Consider the following 20,022-nt stretch of genomic DNA (forward strand, 5'->3'; position numbering starts at 1 on the left):
ATCTCCAACATTAGCTTGGCGTCGATATACTAAGGCTCGGTTCGCTTAGGGATATCGACCATGCAATGGATCTTCATGCTGATTGGCCTGGTGCTCGGCTGGGCGCTCGATGAGTCGTTCTCCGACGCCGGCATCGGTGCATTGCTGGGCTTGGGCATTGGCCAGGCGATTTGCCTGGCCAGGCTGTCGGCCCAGGCGGACCAGCAAGCGCGTCAGTTGGAAACCACGCAGAAGGCGTTGATTGCCCTGGGCGATCGCCTGCGGCAATTGGAAGTGCCTACGCCGACCAGCAGCGCGACCGTCGAACCGCCCATCCCCGAACCCACACCTGTCACCAAGCCGCCCGAGCTGGTCTGGGAGCTGCCTGCCGAACTGGCACCTGTCGCCATGGTTGCCGAACCGAGCCAGCCGCTGCCGGATGATGTGTGGGTTGCCACACCGCGCCCTCAACAACCCGTCACCCCGCCTGGCCCCAACCTGATCGAGCGCGCCATCCGCGGCGCCCGCGATTGGCTGTTCGGCGGCAATACCGTGCTGCGCGTTGGCGTGGTGCTGTTGTTTCTGGGGCTGGCGTTTTTGCTGCGCTATGCCACCGAAGGCGTGGTGGTGCCGATCGAACTGCGTTACGCCGGGGTTGCTGGCGCCGCCATCGCCTTGCTGGGCCTGGGCTGGTGGCTGCGGCTGCGCAACAGCAATTACGGGCTGATGCTGCAAGGCACCGGGATTGCCGTGTTGTACCTGACGGTGTTCGCCGCGATGCGCCTGCACCCACTGATTGACCCAGGCGCCGCGTTTGCCTTGTTGGTGGTGATCACGGTGTTCTCGGCGATCCTGGCAATCACCCAGGACGCTCTGGGCCTTGCCTGCGCGGCGGCGTTGGGTGGTTTTGCTGCGCCTATCCTTGCTTCCACCGGCGCCGGTAACCATGTGGCGCTGTTCAGTTATTTCGCCCTGCTCAATGCCGGCATTCTCGCCATCGCCTGGTTCAAGGCCTGGCGCGTGCTCAACCTGATCGGGTTTTTCGGCACCTTCGGCATTGGTTTCGCTTGGGGCATGCGCGCTTACACGCCGGAATTGTTGTGGAGTACCGAGCCGTTCCTGATCCTGTTTTTCCTGATGTACCTGGCCATCGGCCTGCTGTATGCCCGGCGTAAATTGCAGGCGTTGGGCGACGCACCTCAAGAGCGTGACGCGCTGCTGCGCTGGTCGGCGGCCAAGGGCGATTATGTCGACGGCAGCCTGCTGTTCGGTCCGCCGCTGGTGGGCTTCGGTTTGCAGTTTGCGCTGGTGCAGCATATGGAGTTCGCCGCCGCGTTCAGTGCACTGGGCCTGGGCATTATCTATATGGTTCTGGCGCGACTGCTGCAGGGTGGACGCACTTTGCTACTGGCCGAAACATGCCTGGCGCTAGGGGTGATCTTTGCCAGCCTGGCGATTCCGTTGGGCCTTGATGCGCGCTGGACGGCGGCTGCGTGGGCGGTTGAGGGCGCGGGGATCTTCTGGTTGGGCATGCGCCAGCATAAAACCCTGGCGCGGGCGTTCGCCCTGTTGCTTCAGCTGGGATCGACGCTGATCTTCCTCAGCGAGCTGCGCAGTGGCACGGGCACCTTGTTGCAAGGGCTGCCACTGGGGGCGTTGTTGCTCGGCGTTGCGCTGCTGTTTACCTTTTACCAAGTGCATAAATCGCTGCCGGAGCACAGCCGAAATTGGGAGCGCCAAGGTGCGCCGTGGCTCGCCGCCCTTGGCCTGGCGTGTGCGTACCTGCTGCCGGCGTTGTTGCTATCGACACAGGGCAGCGTTATCAGTTGGGCGCTGGCTGGCCTTGCGACGGTTTGGGCGGGGCGATTGATCGAGTCCAAAGCGGTTGTGCGCTGCGGTGTTGCGGTGCAACTGCTTGCCGGCATGCTGTTTGTGCTCGACCCGGTGGCCAATGTGTGGACGCCATTGATCATGGCCGTCGCCGCCCTGACCAGCGCCTGGCGCTTGCCACGTGGGCACCTGTCGCATGTGCTGTTGGCCTGGGGCGTGGCCTGGTGGGCGCTGGCCCTGGCCGATGAAGTGTTGCGCTCGGCGCCTGTGGCCTTGCACGCCACGCTGTTGCTGTTGGCGGCTGCGTTGAGCGTAGCGCTCTGGACCGTGCTGGCGCTGCGGCTGCGATGGGCGGCGTTGGGCGCGGCGTGCACGTTGCTGATGCCGGTTGCCGGTCTCGTGTTGGCGGGCGCATGGAATGAGTACTACCACCCCGCGGCAAATTTTGCCGCGTTGGCCTGGGTCGCGGTATTTGTCGTACATGGCGTGTCGCTGCGACGCTTGGCGCAACTCGTCGAGCCGCGTCCCTTGAGCATCGCCCATGTGTTGGGTTGCTGGCTGTTGATCGGCGTGCTGGCGCTGGAGCTGCGTTACGGCCTGCTGTTGCTCTCGGATCACTACAACGCCTGGCGCTGGTTGGGCTGGTCGATCTTGCCAAGCCTGTATCTGGTGCTGGCGGCTTCACCGCGCAGTTGGCCGTGGCCGGTGTCGGCATACCCGCGTGAATACCGCGTGCTGGCGGCGCTGCCGTTGGCGGTATTGATGCTCGCATGGTTCTGGCTGGCCAATACGTTCAGCGACGGTACGGCCGAGCCGTTGCCATATATACCGCTGCTCAACCCGTTGGACCTGGGGCTGCTGTTCGCGCTGCTGGGTATTTACGTGTGGTCGCGCACTGTGGCGCCGCAAGCTGAGCGGCTTGCCCAAGGGGTCGTGGGTGTTTCGCTGTTTACCTTTTTTACCGCCTTGGTGATGCGCACCGCCCATCATTGGGGCGGTGTGCCATTTGACCTGGATACGTTGCTGGAATCGATGTTGGTGCAAGCCAGCCTGTCGATTGTCTGGACCCTTATCGCCCTAAGCCTGATGATCGGCGGCCACCTGAGCAATAGACGCGAAGTGTGGCTGATCGGCGCAGCGCTGATCGCCGTGGTGGTCGCCAAGTTGTTCTTTGTCGAACTGAGCAACCGTGGCGGTCTGGCGCGGATCGTGTCGTTTATCGGCGTGGGCGGGTTGTTGCTGGTGGTGGGCTATTTTGCGCCGCTGCCGCCCAAGCGCGCCGAACCTGTGACTGCAACCGAGGGAGCGTCTTCTTGATGGGCAAGCTGAGTCTGAGCGGGTTGGCGGTATGGCTGGTGTGTTCGGCGGTGTACGCGCAGGAAGGTCCGGCCGACTTCACCACGCACGCACCGCTGGCCGTGAGCGGCAATGGCCCCTGGTATCGCCTGGAGCTGCCGCTGAGCGTGCAATTGGCTGCGCGCCAGGCTGACCTGAGTGATGTGCGGGTATTTAATGCCGCCGGTGAACCACAGGCGTATGCGCTGTCGCGCCAGTCTGCGCAGCGCACCGAAAGCCGCGACGTAACGGATGTGAAGTGGTTCCCGCTGTACGCTTCCGACACCCGTGACAGCGTGCCGGATGTGGTGATGAAGGCCACCGCCGAAGGCACCTTGCTGCAAGTGCTGCCGCCCAAGACCGGCGCGCAAGTGTTGCGTGGCTGGGTGCTGGACGCCAGTTCGATCAAGGCGCCGTTGCAGCAGTTGAGCCTGGACTGGAGCCGCGAGCAGGACGGTTTCCAGCGTTTCAGCATTGAAGCCAGCGATGACTTGCAGCACTGGCAGGCATGGGGCGACGGGCAAGTTGCGCGGTTGTCGTTTGCCGACGAGCGTGTCGAGCAGCATGACGTGAGCTTGCCCGGGCAATCGGCGCGTTATCTGCGCCTGGTGTGGCAAGGGCAGGCGGCGCCGCAGTTGACGTCGGCCAAACTGATCAGCGCGACCCGCAGCAGCTTGCCGCTGCCGTTGGTGTGGTCGCAACCGCTGTCGGGCACGCGGCTCAAGGCCGGTGAATACAGCTGGCAGCTGCCAACAGGGCTGCATGTGGAGCGCTTGCGCGTCGAGCTCAAGCAGCCCAACACGCTGGCGCCCGTGACGTTGGCGGGGCGGCGCGAAGCCAATCAGGCCTGGCAGCCGTTGAGCAATGGTGTGTTGTATCGCCTGGCCCAGAATGGCCAGGACGTGGTGCAGGATGAGTTGCAATTGCCAGGCGTGGCCGTAGGCGAACTCAAGTTGCAAGTGGACGAGCGCGGCGGCGGCTTGGGCGTGGACGCGCCGGCATTGCGTTTTGCTGTGCGCGCCACCCAGTTGGTGTTCCTGGCGCGCGGTGAGCCGCCGTTTACCCTGGCGTTGGGCAACCCATCGATAAAGGCCGCGAACTTGCCGCTGTCGACGCTGATTCCCGACTACAGCGCCGAGCGTATCAAGACCTTGGGGCAGGCCACGGTCGCAGGTGAGGTGATGGTCAAATCGCCTGCGATTGCCGCTTCGCCCCAAGCGAGTACGCACTGGAAGAAGCTTGGCCTGTGGGCGGTGCTGCTGCTCGGTGTGGCAGCGCTGGGGGCGATGGCCTACAGTCTGTTGCGCAAGCCCCAGGTCAAACCGTGAACTCTATTGGGGTTAAATCCTCTGATTAGAGGAAATAACCCTCGACTCGCGTTAAACTGCGCGGGTTTTTAAGCCCCCCATTTTCCGGAGCCTTCCATGTCCCGCGTTACCCTGAGTCGCTATTTGATCGAGCAGACCCGCAGCAACAACACGCCTGCCGATCTGCGCTTCCTTATCGAAGTGGTGGCGCGTGCTTGCAAGGAAATCAGCCACGCCGTGTCCAAAGGCGCACTGGGTGGTGTTCTGGGCAGCATGGGCACTGAAAACGTCCAAGGTGAAGTGCAGAAGAAGCTCGACGTGATTTCCAACGAGATCCTGCTCGAAGCCAACGAATGGGGCGGCCACCTGGCCGGCATGGCGTCCGAAGAAATGGACAACGCCTACCAGATCCCGGGCAAATACCCGAAAGGCGCGTACCTGCTGGTGTTCGACCCACTGGACGGCTCGTCCAACATCGACATCAACGCACCGGTCGGCACCATCTTCTCGGTACTGCGCTGCCCGAACGAATACCTGAGCCAGAACGAAGCCTTGAACGAAAAGGCCTTCCTGCAGCCAGGCACCGAGCAGGTTGCTGCCGGCTACGCCATCTACGGCCCGCAGACCATGCTGGTGCTGACCCTGGGCGATGGCGTTAAAGGCTTCACCCTGGATCGCGAAATGGGCAGTTTCGTATTGACCCACGAAGACATCACCATTCCTGCTTCCACCCAGGAATTTGCGATCAACATGTCCAACCAGCGCCACTGGGAAGAGCCTGTGACCCGCTACGTGGGCGAGTTGATGGCCGGCGAAGAAGGCCCGTTGAAGAAGAACTTCAACATGCGCTGGGTTGCTGCGATGGTGGCTGACGTACACCGCATCCTGACCCGTGGTGGCCTGTTCATGTACCCACGTGACAGCCGCGAACCTTCCAAGCCGGGCAAGCTGCGCTTGATGTACGAAGCCAACCCGATGTCGTTCCTGGTTGAGCAAGCAGGCGGCGCGTCCACCGACGGCCACCAGCGCATCCTCGACATCCAGCCGGAAGGCCTGCACCAGCGTGTGGCAGTGTTCCTGGGCTCGAAGGAAGAAGTTGAGCGTGTGACGGCTTATCACAAGAAGTAAAAATTTGTGGTGATCAAAAAGCCCCGAAATGCTTACAGCGTTTCGGGGCTTTTTTGTTTACTGGATAAGGTTTTTCAGCAGCAGTGCCTGCAAGTTTTTTCGAGTGTCGGCGATGATGTGGACATAGATGGTTTGTTCACGGATTTCGTAGATGATCCGGTTCATGCCACTCACCACTTGGCGATACTGGCTCATAGTCAGCCGCTCGATTTCTTCCGGTATCGAGCCTGCATAAGGCTGAGTTTCGAGGCGGCGCATAGCTTGTTTCAGCGCTTCAAAGGTCGTTTGCCAGGTTGAAGCAGAGAATTGTCGAATGAGGTATGACTTGATGTCTTTAAGGTCCTTCTTTGCTGAGTGAAGAATCACAACCCTGAACGTCATTGAGCGTCGTCCTTGTCCAGCTCTGCGAATACGTCCTCCATATCCTCAAACCGACCTGATTCAATCTGACGATTACCCAGAGCCAAGAGCTTTAATAAGGCCATGGTTTCCGCCTGTTCTTCAAAGCTCTTTACGTCCATCACCACCAGCTTGGCCTCACCGTTTTGAGTGATAACCAGCGGTTCACGGCTCTCTGTGAGGGTTTTGACAATCTCGGCCGTATGGCTTTTCAGGTAGCTGATCGGTTTTATCTGGGATGAGAATTTCACGGGTAAGCCCTTGCTCGAAGTTGGACCGATATTAGTCTTTATTTGGTCTTGTCGTAGCGCTGGACTGATGAAAGGTTGAGGTTTTACGTTCGAAAAGGCGCTGAAAAGGACCGCTGCGCAGAAAAAAGAAATACCACCCCCCATCGGGAACCAGACACCCCTTTTCCCTTCTAAGCTTCTGGCAGATACCCCAGCTGCTTTGTCTCTCCAGGAGCTTTTCCATGTCTTTACGCCGTCTCGCCTTGCTGGCTTTTTGTGTGCTGTTAGCCGCGTGCAGTAAGGTCAATCAAGAAAATTACGCGAAGCTGTCGGCTGGCATGGCCAAGGCCGAGGTGGAGTCGCTGCTGGGTAAGCCGACCGATTGTTCCGGTGCGTTGGGTATGTCCAGCTGCACGTGGGGCGATAAAAACAGCTTTATCAGCGTGCAGTACGCCGGTGACAAAGTTCTGATGTTTTCCGGGCAAGGCCTGAAGTAAACCGGGGCGCGAGCCTGCGGGAGAAGAAGAATGATGCGTTTTGTTTTGTTCCTTTGCGCCAGTCTGTTTTTGGCGGGCTGCGCCAGCCATTCTGGCGATGATCTGCAACCCAAGACCGCGAGCAACGTCAACCTCAAGCGTTACCAGGGCACCTGGTATGAGTTGGCCCGATTGCCGATGTACTTCCAGCGTAACTGCGCGCAGTCCGAAGCCCGTTACACCCTGTTGCCGGATGGCGACATGTCGGTGTTTAACCGCTGCTTGACCACAGAGTGGAAGTGGGAAGAAGCCAAGGGCACGGCCACGCCGCAAGTGCCGGGCAAGACCGACAAGCTTTGGGTGGAATTCAATAACTGGTTCACCGCGCTGTTGCCGGGCGTTGCCAAGGGTGATTACTGGGTGCTGTACGTGAGTGATGACTACAAGACCGCCATCGTCGGTAGCCCGAGCCGGCGTTATATGTGGATCTTGTCGCGCACGCCGACGGTGAGTGCCGACACCCGCGAAGACCTGCTGAGCAGGGCGCGCCAGCAAGGGTATGACACCACGCGATTGATCTTCCGCACGTCGGACAAGCAGATGGCGAAGACTTCGCAGTAACCTGAGGTCACCCTCAACCCAATGTGGGGGCTGGCTTGAATGGGGAGCTGGCTTGTGTGGGAGCTGGCTTGCCTGCGATGCAGACACCTCGGTGTATCCGTTACACCCAGGTGATGCTATCGCAGGCAAGCCAGCTCCCACATTTGTTTTGCATTGTTTTTTAGCCGAGTAGATTCCTCAGAACGTGGGTGAACGCCCGGCTGCTTTCTTCTTCGCCGGCATGATGCCCATCGCGCACCACCCACTTGCCGTTGACCAGCACATCGCGCACTTGGCGATCACCTCCGGCGAACAGCCAGCGATTGAGAATGCCATCCTCGGTCGCCGTCGCCAGGTACGGGTCATTGCCATCCAGCACAATCCAATCTGCCCGCTTGCCAACTTCCAGCCGACCAATCGGCTGCCCCAACGCTTGGGCGCCGCCGTCGAGCGCGGCATCAAACAGGGTGCGGCCAACCATTGGCTGATCACTGCGATACAGACGGTTGCGCCGCTGGTCGCGCAGGCGCTGGCCATATTCGAGCCAACGCAATTCCTCCACCACGCTCAGTGACACATGGCTGTCGGAACCGATACCCATGCGCCCGCCTTGAGCGAGGAAATCCACCGCCGGGAAAATTCCGTCACCCAGGTTGGCTTCGGTGGTCAGGCACAAACCGGCGATTGCCCGGCTCTTGGCCATGCGCGTGACTTCATCGGCGTCAGCATGGGTGGCGTGTACCAGGCACCAACGCTCATCCACTTCAACATTGTCATACAGCCATTGCAGCGGGCGCTTGCCGCTCCAGGCCAGGCAGTCGTCGACTTCCTTTTGCTGCTCGGCGATGTGGATATGCACCGGGCATGCTTTATCGCTGGCGGCCAACACAGCGTTGATCTGTTCGGGTGTGACGGCACGCAACGAGTGGAAGCACAGGCCCAGTTGCTGCGCTGGCTGCGCGGCCAGAATGGGCTTCAGGCGCGCTTGCAGGTCCAGGTAATGCTCGGTGCTGTTGATAAAGCGCCGCTGGCCTTCATTCGGCGCCTGGCCACCAAAGCCTGAATGGGTGTAGAGCACCGGTAGCAGCGTCAGGCCGATACCGCTGCTGGCGGCCGCCTGGCTGATCTGCCGCGACAGCTCCGTGCGATCGGCATACGCCTGGCCGCTGACGTCGTGGTGCACGTAATGAAACTCGGCCACCGAGGTGTAACCGGCCTTGAGCATTTCTATATACAGCTGGCGGGCGATGACCTGCAGTTGTTCCGGGTTGATCTTGCCGACCATGCGGTACATCAGGTCGCGCCAGGTCCAGAAACTGTCATTCGGGTTGCCGGCCACTTCGGCCAAACCGGCCATCGCACGTTGGAACGCATGGGAATGCAGGTTGGGCATGCCCGCCAGAACCGGGCCTCTGAGCCGTTCGGCGTGGTCTGCGCTGGCATTGGGCTCAACGTGGGTCAGCACACCATCGGCGCTGACTTCAAAGCGTACATCGTTGGCCCATCCATTAGGCAGCAGCGCGCGTTCGGCAAAGAAAGCGGACATGATCAAGGCACCCCGGTCGTGTGTTTATTTGTATATACATATACAGACGTTTGCCTGCTCGGTAAACTCCGGCAATCTATGCATCTTTTCCCCCTGCAAGGATTCCCTGTGCCGACTCCGCCTGCCAAGTCTTCGCTGGCTGCCCACATGGACGAAAGTCCGGCGCCCTTGTATGCCCGCGTCAAACAGATGATCAGCCAGCAGATCCTCAACGGCAACTGGCCGCCGCATTACCGTGTGCCGTCGGAGAGTGAACTGGTCAACCAGCTTGGTTTCAGTCGCATGACCATCAACCGCGCCTTGCGTGAACTGACCGCCGAAGGTTTGCTGGTGCGCATGCAAGGCGTCGGTACCTTCGTTGCCGAGCCCAAGAGCCAGTCGGCGCTGTTTGAAGTACACAACATTGCCGATGAGATCGCCTCTCGCGGTCATCGGCATACCTGCCAGGTTATTCACTTGGGCGAAGAGGCCGCCGGCTCCGAGCGCGCCGTGGCCCTGGAAATGCGTGAAGGCGGGCGGGTGTTCCACTCGTTGATCGTGCATTTCGAAAACGACATACCTGTGCAAATCGAAGACCGCTTCGTCAACGCCCTGGTTGCGCCGGAATACTTGCAGCAGGATTTCACCCAGCAAACGCCGTACGCCTACCTCAACCAGGTCGCGCCACTGACCGAGGGCGAGCATGTGGTTGAAGCCATCCTCGCCGACGCCGCCGAGTGCAAGCTGTTGCAGATCGAGCCGAGCGAGCCGTGCCTGTTGATTCGCCGCCGCACCTGGTCCGGCCGCCAGCCGGTCACCGCCGCGCGTTTGATCCACCCCGGTTCCCGTCATAGCCTGGAAGGACGTTTCAGTAAATGAGTGCAGTGAAAGTCTGGCGCGCCAGCGATTACATTCGCATGCCGTGGAAAAACGGCGGTGGCAGCACCGAAGAAATTACCCGTGACGCAGGCACTGGTCTGGATGGCTTTGGCTGGCGCTTGTCGATTGCCGATATTGCCGAGTCAGGCGGGTTTTCTACCTTTGCCGGCTACCAGCGCGTGATCACCGTGATCAAAGGCGCGGGTATGGTGCTGACCGTAGACGGCGAGGAACAACGCGGGTTGTTACCGCTGCAGCCGTTCGCCTTCAAGGGTGACAGCCAAGTGTCCTGCCGCCTGATCACCGGGCCGATCCGCGATTTCAACCTGATTTATTCGCCTGAGCGTTACCACGCACGGTTGCAGTGGGTGGATGGCGTGCAGCGGTTTTTCAGCACGGCGCACACGGTGTTGGTGTTCAGCGTGGCGGATGAGGTGAAGGTGCTGGGTGAAAAGCTCGGCCATCACGATTGCCTGCAAATCGACGGTAACACTGGCTTGCTGGATATTTCCGTCACCGGCCGCAGCTGCATTATCGAACTGACCGCACGCGGTTAAAAAACTGTGGGAGCTGGCTTGCCTGCGATGGCGGTGAGTCAGTCAGCTCATCTGATGTTGACACACCGCTATCGCAGGCAAGCCAGCTCCCACATTTGCTTTTCATTGTTCATAAGAGCTGTTTCCAGCCGCGCACCAATTTGTTACCGAACGCCCCAGCTTGGCGCAATGCCAGGTGGTGAAGAACAATTCCCCCGTCCGCAAACTCCCTCTGTAAGAAATTTAACCAGGCCTGCAAGCCTTAATTTCCGAGGCTTTCACACGCCTCCCAAAAAAATCTCACCCGCTCCCTCACCAAGTTGGCCGCTTGATTGCATATGCTTGTACATACAAGTAAAGATGTGTGCGTAAGACTCTCCTTCGCACCATCAATGTTCGCGCACCATGCCGAGGAGTCCAGCTGTGACCGATTTTTCGAAAGCTAAGCCTACAAAATACCGTGACGTCGAAATCCGTGCCGCCCGCGGTAACAAGCTCACCGCCAAAAGCTGGCTGACTGAAGCACCGCTGCGCATGCTGATGAACAACCTCGACCCGCAAGTGGCCGAGAACCCGAAAGAATTGGTGGTGTACGGCGGTATCGGCCGTGCGGCGCGCAACTGGGAGTGCTACGACCAGATCGTTGAGAGCCTCACCAACCTGAATGACGACGAGACCCTGCTGGTGCAATCCGGCAAGCCGGTCGGCGTGTTCAAGACCCACAGCAACGCCCCGCGCGTGCTGATCGCCAACTCCAACCTGGTGCCGCACTGGGCCAGTTGGGAGCACTTCAACGAACTGGATGCCAAGGGCCTGGCCATGTACGGCCAGATGACCGCCGGCAGCTGGATCTACATCGGCAGCCAGGGCATCGTGCAGGGCACCTACGAAACCTTCGTCGAAGCCGGCCGCCAGCATTACAACAGCGACCTCACCGGCCGCTGGGTCCTCACCGCCGGCCTCGGCGGCATGGGCGGCGCTCAGCCGTTGGCTGCAACCCTGGCTGGCGCCTGCTCGCTGAACATTGAGTGCCAGCAGGTCAGCATCGATTTCCGCCTGGCCAGCCGCTATGTCGACGAGCAAGCTACCGACCTCGATGACGCCCTGGCCCGCATCGCCAAATACACCAAAGAAGGCAAGGCCATCTCCATCGCCTTGCTGGGCAACGCGGCCGAAATCCTGCCGGAACTGATCAAGCGCGGCGTGCGCCCGGACATGGTCACCGACCAGACCAGCGCCCACGACCCACTCAACGGCTACCTGCCGGCCGGCTGGACCTGGGACGAATACCGCGCCCGCGCCAAGACCGAACCGGCTGCCGTAATCAAGGCGGCCAAGCAGTCGATGGCCGTGCACGTCAAAGCCATGCTGGAATTCCAGCAACAAGGCATTCCAACCTTCGACTACGGTAACAACATCCGCCAGATGGCCCAGGAAGAAGGCGTGGAAAACGCGTTTGACTTCCCAGGCTTCGTGCCGGCCTACATCCGCCCACTGTTCTGCCGTGGCATCGGCCCGTTCCGCTGGGCTGCGCTGTCCGGCGACCCGCAAGACATCTACAAGACCGACGCCAAAGTCAAAGAGCTGATCCCGGACGACGCGCACCTGCACAACTGGCTGGACATGGCGCGCGAACGCATCAGCTTCCAGGGCCTGCCGGCACGTATCTGCTGGGTTGGCCTGGGCCAGCGCGCCAAGCTCGGCCTGGCGTTCAACGAAATGGTACGCAGCGGCGAGCTGTCGGCGCCGGTGGTGATCGGCCGTGACCATCTCGACTCCGGCTCGGTCGCAAGCCCCAACCGCGAAACCGAAGCCATGCAGGACGGCTCCGACGCCGTGTCCGACTGGCCACTGCTTAACGCCTTGCTTAACACCGCAAGCGGCGCGACCTGGGTTTCGCTGCACCACGGCGGCGGCGTGGGCATGGGCTTCTCTCAGCACTCGGGCATGGTGATCGTCTGCGACGGCACCGACGAAGCGGCTGAGCGCATTGCCCGCGTACTGCACAACGACCCCGCCACGGGTGTGATGCGTCACGCCGATGCCGGTTACCAGATCGCCATCGACTGCGCCAAGGAGCAGGGCCTGAACCTGCCGATGATCAAATAACTCAATGTGGGAGCGGGCTTGTGTGGGAGCTGGCTTGCCTGCGATGCGGGCGACTCGGTCTCTCAGCAGAACCGAGGGGATGCCATCGCAGGCAAGCCAGCTCCCACAGTAGAACCCGCAATCTGCACACCCAGAACAATCCATCAGAGGTTGAAAAACATGGCTGCAAATGACACCACCCCGTTGATCGAAAGGCGTTCGATCGACTACATCCCGGAAGCGGAAAGACACGGTCGTCTATTGAGCCAGTTCACCCTGTGGTTGGGTGCCAACCTGCAAATTACTGCAATTGTCACCGGGGCCTTGGCCGTGGTGCTGGGCGGTGATGTGTTCTGGTCGTTGATCGGTCTGTTGATCGGTCAACTGCTGGGCGGCGGCGTCATGGCGTTGCATGCTGCGCAAGGCCCGCAGCTGGGTTTGCCGCAAATGATCAGCAGTCGCTTGCAGTTTGGCGTGTACGGCGCGGTGATCCCGCTGGTGCTGGTGTGCCTGATGTACATCGGCTTCTCGGCCAGCGGCTCGCTGCTGGCAGGGCAAGCAGTGGCGCAGTTGCTGCACGTTGAGGATTGGGTGGGCATCGTGCTGTTCGCCGGGCTGATCATGGTATTCACCATTTTCGGCTACCGCGTGATCCACGGTATCGGTCGCGTCGCCAGCGTGCTTGGCGTGGTTGCATTCATTTACCTGTTCTACAAATTACTGGCCGGTAACGACGTCGGTGCCTTGCTGGGGAACAAGCATTTTTCCCTCAGCAGTTTCCTCCTGGCGATTTCGTTGTCGGCGTCCTGGCAGATCGCGTTCGGCCCGTATGTGGCGGACTATTCGCGCTACTTGCCACGTAGCACCGAAGCCAAGAAAACCTTCTGGGCCGTGGGCCTGGGTTCGGTGATCGGGGCACAGGCGTCGATGGTCTTCGGCGTGTTTGCAGCGGCCCTGGCCGGTGCGCAGTTCGCCCACCATGAAGTGTCGTTTATCGTCGGCCTGGGCGGCACCGGCATTGTCGCGGCGCTGCTGTACTTCAGCATCGCCTTCGGCAAAGTCACGGTGACCACGCTAAATGCTTACGGCAGCTTCATGTCCATCGCGACCATCATCAGCGGCTTTCGTGGCAGCCGGCACATCTCGAGTGCGGTGCGCTTGCTGTACATCTTCCTGATGGTGTCGATTGCCGCCGCGCTGGCGTTGCTGGGCAAGGACTCGTTCCTCAAGGACTTCTCTGCGTTCATCCTGTTTCTGCTGGCGTTCTTCACACCGTGGAGCGCGATCAACCTGGTGGATTTCTACTGCATCACCAAAGAGCGCTATGACATTCCCGCGCTGTCCAACCCCAATGGCCGCTACGGCCGCTGGAACTGGATGGGCATCAGCATCTATGTGTTCGGCGTGCTGATCCAGATGCCGTTTATCTCCACGCATTTCTACACCGGGCCCCTGGTCGCCAGCCTCGGCGACACCGATATCTCCTGGATCATCGGTTTGGTGGTGCCTGCCGCACTCTATTACTGGGCCGCGAAAAAGTGGCACAGCGCAATTCCCGAACACCTGATCCTGCCGGTAGAGCAGGGCGCTGCACCAACGACAAACGGGCTGGCTGCACAGGCCTGATGGGACGTGGACAGGGCAGGACGCCTACTGACTGCCGTAATCCATTTCAAGATTGGGAGCGTCACAACAATGAAGATGAATAAAACCCTGCTGGCCACCTTGTTATCTGCAGGCTTGCTGGCCTCTGCCGGCGCCGAGGCGGCGGGATGGTGCGAATCCGGCAAGCCGGTGAAGTTCGCCGGGCTGAACTGGGAAAGCGGCATGTTGCTCACCGACATCCTGCAAACCGTGCTGGAAAAAGGCTACGACTGTAAAACCGACAGCCTGCCGGGCAACTCCATCACCATGGAAAACGCCCTGAGCAGCAACGACATCCAGGTTTTCGCCGAAGAGTGGGTAGGCCGCAGCGAAGTCTGGAACAAGGCCGAGAAGGCCGGCAAAGTCGTTGGCGTTGGCGCGCCCGTTGTGGGTGCCGTCGAAGGCTGGTACGTGCCGCGTTATGTAATTGAGGGCGACGCCAAGCGCAAGTTGGAACCCAAGGCGCCGGACCTGAAAAACATTGCCGACCTGGCCAAATACGCCTCGGTGTTCAAGGACCAGGAAGAACCATCCAAAGGCCGCTTCTACAACTGCCCGGCCGGCTGGACCTGTGAGCTGGACAACAGCGAGATGCTCAAAAGCTACGGCCTGGAAAGCACCTACACCAACTTCCGCCCTGGCACCGGCCCGGCGCTGGATGCCGCTGTGCTGTCGAGCTACAAGCGTGGCGAGCCGATCCTGTTCTACTACTGGTCGCCAACTCCGCTGATGGGCCAGGTCGATCTGGTCAAGCTCGAAGAAAAACCCGGTGTGGATAAACGCGTGAGCATCAAGGTCGGCTTGTCCAAGACCTTCCACGAACAAGCGCCGGAACTCGTTGCGGTGCTGGAGAAGGTCAACCTGCCGATCGATCTGCTTAACCAGAACCTCGGTCGCATGGCCAAAGAGCGAATTGAGTCGCCAAAACTGGCGAAAATTTTCCTCAAGGAACATCCTGAAGTCTGGCACGCATGGGTGAGCGACGACGCAGCCAAGAAAATCGACGCGGCCTTGTAGGTCAAGCGTGTCCGGCTACCCTGAGGGGCTAGCCGGGCACACGGCCACAACCCACTGGATCGAGAGCACGATATGTTTCCTGAGAGTTTTACGTTTTCCATCGCCGACTGGGTCAACGGTTGGGTGGACTCACTGGTCACCAACTACGGTGATGTGTTCCGGCACATCTCCGACACGCTGTTATGGGCCATCGTCAACCTGGAAGGCTTGCTGCGCGCAGCGCCCTGGTGGCTGATGCTGGCCATTGTCGGCGGTATTGCCTGGCATGCCACCCGCAAGTTGGTGACCACGGCGGTGATCGTCGGTCTGCTGTTCCTGGTGGGCGCGGTTGGCCTGTGGGACAAGCTGATGCAAACCCTGGCACTGATGATGGTCGCCACGGTGATCTCGGTGCTGATCGGTATTCCATTGGGCATTTTGTCGGCGCGCAGCAATCGCTTGCGTTCGGTGCTGATGCCGCTGCTCGACATCATGCAAACCATGCCCAGCTTTGTGTACCTGATTCCGGTGCTGATGCTGTTTGGCCTGGGCAAGGTGCCGGCGATTTTCGCCACGGTGATCTACGCCGCGCCGCCGCTGATTCGCCTCACCGACTTGGGCATTCGCCAGGTCGACGGCGAAGTCATGGAAGCGATCAATGCCTTCGGTGCCAACCGCTGGCAGCAACTGTTTGGCGTGCAACTGCCGCTGGCGCTGCCGAGCATCATGGCGGGTATCAACCAGACCACCATGATGGCGTTGTCGATGGTGGTGATCGCCTCGATGATCGGTGCGCGTGGCTTGGGTGAAGACGTGCTAGTCGGCATCCAGACCCTCAACGTTGGGCGTGGCCTCGAAGCCGGGCTGGCGATTGTGATTCTTGCAGTGGTCATCGACCGCATTACCCAGGCCTATGGTCGTCCACGGCATGAGGCGAGCAAATGACTACTGTCAGCAAAATTGAAGTTAAAAACGTCTTCAAGATCTTCGGCAACCGCTCCAAGGAAGCCCTGGCGATGGTTGGCCAGGGCAAGACCAAGGACCAGGTGCTGGCCGAGACCGGTTGCGTGGTCGGCGTGAACGACCTCTCGCTGAGCATCGGCACCGGCGAGATCTTCGTGATCATGGGCCTGTCCGGTTCCGGCAAATCCACCTTGGTACGCCACTTCAACCGCCTGATCGACCCCACCAGCGGCGCGATCCTGGTGGACGGCGAAGACATTCTGCAACTGGACATGGAAGCCCTGCGTCAATTCCGTCGCCACAAGATCAGTATGGTGTTCCAGAGCTTCGGCCTGCTGCCTCACAAGAGCGTGCTCGACAACGTCGCCTACGGCCTCAAGGTGCGCGGCGAAACCAAGCAGGTGTGCGCCGAACGTGCGCTGCACTGGATCGAAACCGTGGGCCTCAAGGGCTACGAAAACAAATACCCGCACCAGCTTTCCGGCGGCATGCGCCAGCGTGTTGGCCTGGCCCGCGCTTTGGCGGCCGACACCGACATCATCTTGATGGACGAAGCCTTCAGCGCCCTCGACCCATTGATCCGCGCCGAGATGCAGGACCAGTTGCTGGACCTGCAAAAGACCCTGCACAAAACCATCGTGTTCATTACTCACGACCTCGACGAGGCGGTGCGCATTGGCAACCGCATTGCGATCCTCAAGGACGGCAAGCTGATCCAGGTCGGCACGCCGCGCGAGATTCTGCATTCGCCGGCGGATGAGTATGTGGACCGGTTTGTTCAGCGCCGGGCGGCGGTGGTCTGATCCGGATCTTGTGGTGAGCCGGCTGGCGCCATCGCAGGCAAGCCAGCTCCCACAGGGGAATGCATTTCAAAGGTGGGAGCTGGCTTGCCTGCGATAGGGCCAGTGAAGCTGCACAAGCATTGAAGAAGGTATGAAGATGTCCCAGGCAACAAAAATCATCATCGCCGACGCTCCACTGCGTTGGCAGGACGTGGTCGCCGTCGCCCGCCACGGCGCCGTGCTCGAACTCTCGGGCCACGCCTGGGCACGCATCGACAATGCCCAGGCCATCGTGCAGCGCATCGTCACCAGTGGCGAACGCGCCTATGGCGTGAACACCGGCCTGGGCGCGCTGTGCAATGTGTCGCTCAAGGGCGAACAACTCAGCCAGTTGTCGCGCAACACCCTGCTGAGCCACGCCTGTGGCGTCGGCCCGGTGCTGAGCGACGAGCAGACCCGCGCGATCATCTGCGCAGCCATCATTAACTACAGCCACGGCAAATCCGGCCTGCACCCGCAGGTGGTGCATTCGCTGCTGGCGTTGCTCAACCATGGCATCACGCCGCAGGTGCCGTCCCAGGGTTCGGTGGGTTACCTGACCCACATGGCCCACATCGGCGTGGCCTTGCTCGGCGTTGGCGAGGTGAGCTATCGCGGCCAGATCGTGACGGCGCACGCCGCATTAGAAGCCGAAGGTTTACAGCCTGTGGTGCTCGGCGCCAAAGACGGCCTGTGCCTGGTCAATGGCACGCCGTGCATGACCGGCCTGAGCTGCCTGGCCCTTGCCGATGCGCATCACCTGCTGCAATGGGCTGACGTGATCGGCGCCATGAGTTTTGAGGCCCAGCGTGGCCAAATCGATGCCTTTGACGAAGCCATCATCGCCCTCAAGCCACACCCAGGCATGCAGCAAGTCGGTATCAACCTGCGTGCCTTGCTCGATGGCAGTGAAGTGATCGCCAGCAGCAAAGGCATCCGCACCCAGGACGCGCTGAGCATCCGCTCGATCCCGCAGATTCACGGTGCGGCGCGTGATCAGGTGGAACACGCCACGCGCCAGATCGAGACCGAACTCAACAGCGCCACCGACAACCCGCTGGTGCTCGGCACGCCGGACAACTACCGCGTGGTGTCCCAGGCCAACCCGCATGGGCAGTCTGTGGCGCTCGCGGCCGACATGCTCGCCATCGCCATGGCCGAAATCGGCTCGGTGGCCGAGCGTCGCCTCGACCGCCTGATCAACCCGCATGTCAGTGGTTTGCCGGCGTTCCTGGTCAGCAACCCTGGGGTCAACTCCGGGATGATGATCGTGCAGTACGTCGCTGCCTCGCTGTGCGGGCAGAACCGCCAGCTGGCGCAACCAGCGGTGCTCGACAATTTCGTCACGTCGGGCTTGCAGGAAGACCATCTGAGCATGGGCACGAATGCCGCGCTCAAGCTGCATCAGCTGTTGGCCAACGTCACGCAGATCCTCGCCATTGAGTACCTGCTGGCGGCCCAGGCGTTCGAGTTTTTACAGGACCAGCGTTTCGGTGCGGGCACTGACAGTGCCTGGCGTCTGTTGCGTGAAAAAGTCCCACCTTACGAGCAAGACCGCTGGCTGGCGCCGGACATCGCGAGCGCCGCCGCGCTGCTCGAGGACACCGCTTTGCTGCACCACGTATTACCTAATTTGCACTAAGAATAATTCACAAGGAGCATGAATGTGACTGCGCTAAATTTGATTCCAGGCCAACTGAGCCTTGCCCAACTGCGGGCCATCTACCAGCAGCCGGTAACCCTCAGTCTGGATGACAGCGCCACGGCGCAGATCGAAGCCAGTGTGGCCTGCGTGGAGCAGATTCTCGCCGAGAACCGCACCGCCTACGGCATCAACACCGGTTTCGGCCTGCTGGCCTCGACCCGCATCGCCAGTGAAGACCTGGAAAACCTCCAGCGTTCGCTGGTGCTGTCCCACGCCGCCGGCGTCGGTGAGCCGATCAGCGATGCGCTGGTGCGGCTGGTCATGGTGCTCAAGGTCAACAGCCTGAGCCGTGGGTTCTCCGGGATTCGCCGCCAGGTGATCGACGCGCTGATCGCACTGATCAACGCCGAGGTGTACCCGCACATTCCGCTTAAAGGTTCGGTCGGTGCTTCCGGCGACTTGGCGCCATTGGCGCATATGTCACTGGTGCTGTTGGGCGAAGGCAAGGCGCGCTACAAGGGCGAATGGCTGGAAGCCACCGAAGCGCTGAAGGTTGCCGGCCTGACGCCGCTGACGCTGGCGGCCAAAGAAGGCCTGGCGTTGCTGAACGGCACCCAGGTGTCCACCGCTTATGCATTGCGCGGCCTGTTCGAAGGTGAAGACCTGTTCGCCGGTGCGCTGGCGTGCGGCGCCCTCACCGTCGAAGCGGTATTGGGCTCGCGCTCGCCGTTCGACGCACGTATCCATGCCGCCCGTGGCCAGCGTGGGCAGATCGACGCGGCTGCGGCCTATCGTGATCTGCTCGGCGAAAGCAGTCAGGTGTCCCAGTCGCACCAGAACTGCGACAAGGTGCAAGACCCGTATTCCCTGCGTTGCCAGCCGCAAGTCATGGGCGCCTGCCTGACCCAGTTCCGCCAGGCCGCCGACGTGCTGGTGGTAGAGGCCAATGCGGTGTCGGATAACCCGTTGGTGTTTGCTGCCGAGGGCGACGTGATTTCCGGCGGTAACTTCCACGCCGAGCCGGTGGCCATGGCTGCCGACAACATGGCGCTGGCTATCGCAGAGATCGGCTCGCTGAGCGAGCGTCGTATCTCGTTGATGATGGACAAGCACATGTCGCAACTGCCGCCGTTTTTGGTCGGCAATGGCGGGGTGAACTCCGGCTTCATGATCGCCCAGGTCACCGCTGCGGCGCTCGCCAGTGAGAACAAGGCGCTGGCGCATCCCCATAGCGTGGATAGCATCCCGACGTCGGCCAACCAGGAAGACCACGTGTCCATGGCCCCGGCTGCGGGCAAGCGCTTGTGGGAAATGGCTGAAAATACCCGTGGCGTACTCGCCGTTGAGTGGCTGGCGGCATGCCAGGGCCTGGACCTGCGCGACGGTTTGAAAACCTCGACCAAGCTGGAAAAAGCCCGTGGACTCCTGCGCGACAAAGTGGCGTTCTATGAAAAGGACCGCTTCTTCGCCCCGGACATCAACGCCGCCAGCGAACTGCTCGCCAGCCGCTGCCTGAATGAGCTGGTGCCGGCCAAACTTCTGCCGAGCCTCTAAGCGATCTAAAGGACGGCATGCTCTCTGTGGCGGGGAGCTTGCTCCCGCTCGAGTGCGAAGCGCTCGCAAGTTTTTGGGGCTGCTGCG

The 20,022-nt window shown here is 60.9% G+C and carries 17 protein-coding genes; 14 read left to right on the forward strand and 3 right to left on the reverse strand.

Translation table 11 applies throughout. The annotated features are described in order from the left end of the window. Positions 1 to 60: 60 nt before the first annotated feature. From P5706_RS01560 to P5706_RS01570, 3 genes are all read left to right on the forward strand, one after another. On the forward strand, positions 61 to 3,126 hold the full coding sequence (locus P5706_RS01560; protein ID WP_285678397.1) for a DUF2339 domain-containing protein: 3,066 nt from the start codon (positions 61 to 63) through the stop codon (positions 3,124 to 3,126). Next, complete coding sequence (locus tag P5706_RS01565; RefSeq protein WP_285678398.1) at positions 3,126 to 4,472, forward strand: DUF3999 domain-containing protein; 1,347 nt, start codon at positions 3,126 to 3,128, stop codon at positions 4,470 to 4,472. The genes P5706_RS01560 and P5706_RS01565 overlap by 1 nt, the downstream gene beginning before the upstream one ends. 96 nt (positions 4,473 to 4,568) lie before the next feature. Continuing rightward, a complete protein-coding gene (locus P5706_RS01570) occupies positions 4,569 to 5,579 on the forward strand; it encodes a class 1 fructose-bisphosphatase (RefSeq protein WP_003237460.1) in 1,011 nt (336 codons plus the stop codon). 57 nt (positions 5,580 to 5,636) lie between these two features. Here P5706_RS01570 and P5706_RS01575 read toward each other — a convergent pair whose 3' ends face one another. Together P5706_RS01575 and P5706_RS01580 are read right to left on the reverse strand one after the other, a co-directional pair. Further along, a complete protein-coding gene (locus P5706_RS01575; RefSeq protein WP_285678399.1) occupies positions 5,637 to 5,960 on the reverse strand; it encodes a type II toxin-antitoxin system RelE/ParE family toxin in 324 nt (107 codons plus the stop codon). Continuing rightward, positions 5,957 to 6,229: a type II toxin-antitoxin system Phd/YefM family antitoxin gene (locus P5706_RS01580; protein ID WP_200433718.1), complete on the reverse strand. Its 273-nt coding sequence runs from the start codon at positions 6,227 to 6,229 to the stop codon at positions 5,957 to 5,959. Before P5706_RS01580 ends, P5706_RS01575 begins: the two co-directional genes overlap by 4 nt. A 221-nt stretch (positions 6,230 to 6,450) precedes the next feature. Between P5706_RS01580 and P5706_RS01585 the strand changes: the two genes are divergently transcribed. Both P5706_RS01585 and P5706_RS01590 read left to right on the forward strand, forming a co-directional pair. Continuing rightward, complete coding sequence (locus tag P5706_RS01585; RefSeq protein ID WP_017849914.1) at positions 6,451 to 6,705, forward strand: hypothetical protein; 255 nt, start codon at positions 6,451 to 6,453, stop codon at positions 6,703 to 6,705. A 30-nt stretch (positions 6,706 to 6,735) separates the two neighbouring features. Further along, positions 6,736 to 7,305: a lipocalin family protein gene (locus P5706_RS01590; RefSeq protein WP_017138620.1), complete on the forward strand. Its 570-nt coding sequence runs from the start codon at positions 6,736 to 6,738 to the stop codon at positions 7,303 to 7,305. A 160-nt stretch (positions 7,306 to 7,465) separates the two neighbouring features. On the opposite strand, the gene P5706_RS01595 is transcribed toward P5706_RS01590, so the two are convergent. Beyond that, positions 7,466 to 8,830, reverse strand: a complete 1,365-nt coding sequence (locus P5706_RS01595; RefSeq protein ID WP_285678401.1) for a formimidoylglutamate deiminase — start codon at positions 8,828 to 8,830, stop codon at positions 7,466 to 7,468. A gap of 147 nt (positions 8,831 to 8,977) precedes the next feature. Here P5706_RS01595 and hutC point away from each other — a divergent pair, with 147 nt between their 5' ends. The 9 genes from hutC to hutH (P5706_RS01640) all read left to right on the forward strand — a co-directional run bounded on the left by hutC (position 8,978) and on the right by hutH (P5706_RS01640) (position 19,935). Further along, positions 8,978 to 9,688 (forward strand): histidine utilization transcriptional repressor HutC, encoded by a 711-nt coding sequence (gene hutC / locus P5706_RS01600; protein ID WP_244657883.1) that lies wholly within the window; start codon positions 8,978 to 8,980, stop codon positions 9,686 to 9,688. Then, positions 9,685 to 10,245 carry a HutD/Ves family protein gene (locus tag P5706_RS01605; protein WP_285678402.1) on the forward strand — a complete coding sequence of 187 codons (561 nt, stop codon included), beginning with the start codon at positions 9,685 to 9,687 and terminating at the stop codon, positions 10,243 to 10,245. Before hutC ends, P5706_RS01605 begins: the two co-directional genes overlap by 4 nt. A 384-nt stretch (positions 10,246 to 10,629) precedes the next feature. Continuing rightward, positions 10,630 to 12,333: a urocanate hydratase gene (gene hutU, locus P5706_RS01610; protein WP_285678403.1), complete on the forward strand. Its 1,704-nt coding sequence runs from the start codon at positions 10,630 to 10,632 to the stop codon at positions 12,331 to 12,333. Positions 12,334 to 12,492: 159 nt separating this feature from the next. After that, positions 12,493 to 13,938, forward strand: a complete 1,446-nt coding sequence (locus P5706_RS01615) for a purine-cytosine permease family protein (protein ID WP_285678404.1) — start codon at positions 12,493 to 12,495, stop codon at positions 13,936 to 13,938. A gap of 69 nt (positions 13,939 to 14,007) precedes the next feature. Beyond that, complete coding sequence (locus P5706_RS01620; protein ID WP_285678405.1) at positions 14,008 to 14,973, forward strand: ABC transporter substrate-binding protein; 966 nt, start codon at positions 14,008 to 14,010, stop codon at positions 14,971 to 14,973. 72 nt (positions 14,974 to 15,045) lie between these two features. Next, entirely contained in the window at positions 15,046 to 15,897 is an 852-nt protein-coding gene (locus tag P5706_RS01625; RefSeq protein ID WP_138817237.1) for an ABC transporter permease, read from the forward strand. After that, positions 15,894 to 16,718 carry a quaternary amine ABC transporter ATP-binding protein gene (locus tag P5706_RS01630; protein ID WP_200431682.1) on the forward strand — a complete coding sequence of 275 codons (825 nt, stop codon included), beginning with the start codon at positions 15,894 to 15,896 and terminating at the stop codon, positions 16,716 to 16,718. Before P5706_RS01625 ends, P5706_RS01630 begins: the two co-directional genes overlap by 4 nt. Before the next feature lie 136 nt (positions 16,719 to 16,854). Then, positions 16,855 to 18,378 carry a histidine ammonia-lyase gene (gene hutH, locus P5706_RS01635; RefSeq protein ID WP_285678406.1) on the forward strand — a complete coding sequence of 508 codons (1,524 nt, stop codon included), beginning with the start codon at positions 16,855 to 16,857 and terminating at the stop codon, positions 18,376 to 18,378. Positions 18,379 to 18,396: 18 nt separating this feature from the next. After that, positions 18,397 to 19,935 carry a histidine ammonia-lyase gene (gene hutH, locus P5706_RS01640; protein ID WP_122257243.1) on the forward strand — a complete coding sequence of 513 codons (1,539 nt, stop codon included), beginning with the start codon at positions 18,397 to 18,399 and terminating at the stop codon, positions 19,933 to 19,935. Positions 19,936 to 20,022 lie beyond the last annotated feature (87 nt).

This window comes from Pseudomonas sp. ChxA, from assembly GCF_030263855.1.
Classification (GTDB): domain Bacteria; phylum Pseudomonadota; class Gammaproteobacteria; order Pseudomonadales; family Pseudomonadaceae; genus Aquipseudomonas; species Aquipseudomonas fluorescens_CB.